The sequence below is a fragment of the Haladaptatus ordinarius genome (genome assembly GCF_054177595.1).
Map to the genome: position 1 here is coordinate 1 of NZ_JBPEHH010000235.1, position 2,083 is coordinate 2,083.

Annotated in this window: 1 pseudogene; it reads right to left on the reverse strand. The window is 51.0% G+C overall.

Annotated features, from left to right (window positions below):
- A pseudogene (locus ACR3FF_RS26805) lies at positions 1 to 269 on the reverse strand (IS4 family transposase); the annotation flags it as partial.
- Positions 270 to 2,083: the final 1,814 nt, after the last annotated feature.

Below are 2,083 nucleotides of genomic sequence, written 5' to 3' on the forward strand. Positions count from 1 at the left end.
GCACAGAGCGCCTCGGTGAACCAATCGTGAAACGACGAGTAACGAAGTGTTCCGCCGAAGGTGTCGATGTATTCCTGACGGAACTCTTCGAGTGTTCGATAGTGTCCGGTAACGAACCCAAGTGTGAGCGACCAAAACAGGGCATCAGCCTCGAGTTTTCCGCCCTCACGCTGGACCAACCCGGTTGCGCGAGCCAGCTCGCGCAGCCGGGTATTCGGAAACGTCTTTACCAGCCGCTCTTCTATTACCGAATCCGGTGGGAGTGTCATTCATCTTCTCACCGGATCTCATACCGCTAACAGCTGGCGGTCTTCCCGTCTTCTCCAGTTAGCCTAGAACGGATGGCTACAGACCTGACACACTTCGTCTCGTTCTTGAACTTGCTCACGGATACGGAACCAATTTGAACCGAATTCCGTGTAGGTCCCACCCTTCCAACTGGGATTGTTTTCGCCAGCAACGTTTCTACTTCGCCATTCCCCCATGCAGTCTTCATCACAAAATTGGTTCTCGTAGGTGGCGACCTCGTGCGGGGACCGCTTGAATTCGGTGTCGCACCAGGAACATGCCCAGCTAAACAAACGCGATTCCTCCCCGCCGTAAACGGCGGAGTTTCCTCGCTATCGCAAAGATGAAACGAGCGGTTGAGTAGAGTGGTCGCGTCTATAACCGTCTTTGCAGGTTCGACTGCAGAATCGCGTTTCCTCGGCTCTCGATCGTCGAATACTGTATGAGTCACCACACTGTTCACAGGTGTTCGTGATGCGTCGTTTCTGGGCTTCTGTCTGGCACGTCTTCGAGCAGTATTTCGTCTGTTGGACTTTGCATGGTTTCACGCGATACGACTCGTTGCATTGAGTACATTCGACCGATTCCATCGAAAATCACTGTTCAAGGCACGATACGTCAGTTCGCGCCCACCCATTGGGCGCGATAAAAAATGGAGCAGAATCTCACCTCAACAGCCCGAAGGAAGGCTGGTGTAAGTAACAAATCGGTGAGAAGTGAGAAACGAGGTCTGCTCACGCAAGAGCAAACGAACACTCTTACCTCGTCGTGGACGTGGCAAACCAACGCTATACGGATTGACGACCCTGATTGTACTTCGTGTGAGGACCGTGGGATACACCTCGTTTTTATCGCCATTTTTCGGCTGGCGGTACGTGTCCTCCTCGAAATCGAAACGATACAAAACGGCCATACTCCGGGAATTCCATGGACAATAGGGGGTGTAGACTGCCGTTTTCAAAATCGGATTGAGTCCGTTTTCACGGGGCGGCGACGGCAGTCGCTCGAACCTATTCAACGGTCGATTCCAGACGGATGAGTGGCTCTTACAGGCGATTTTCCTCGCCAATCGTTTGTATCTACAGAGGACAAACTCATGCGACCTCTCTTCCGAAAACAGAATTCGACGGTACACCCCCGGATTCTTCGGTCAAATCGAGCGTTTCGGGATTTTTCTCCGTCGAAGTCCGTCGGCTGATTCACAATCACTAGATACGTCGCACAGCGCTTCTATCTCACGAAAGTGGCCAAATTCGAAATGCACCCGAAACGGCAACGAATCCATAACCTGAGTATCAACGCTAATTTAATAACGCTACAAATCGGTTCTGTCTCCCGATTCGGTGTGCTTTACCATGTCTCCTAACTTCGATTTTATTAATTCAAATACGTTCGATAGACTGCCTCTATCCCTTGAATTGAGGTTTGGAACTCCCATCCATGTCTTCGTTTTCGGAATCACATCTGTGTGGAATGTACACTCTGCTTTCTTAGCTCTTCTACCGGGGCAATACTGAGGTGTAGACTTCGTCAGCTCTCCCGATCACAACTATCGAGGTTTCCTATCCTTCGAAGTGGAAAATCCATGGGGTGTAATCTGGACTTTAACTCGTGTGCGGCCCTCGGTGCATTCGCTTGTCATTAAATCCACCTGACTCTAGGTCATCTACCAACAGTCGCTAGTTGTCCACTCTGGCTCACCAGCGCAGTTGCTGACACGTTGTGGAAGCGAAGCGGATGAATCAGGTCACTGATTCACCCGCTGTCCGGATATACTCGTGATGAACATCCCCCT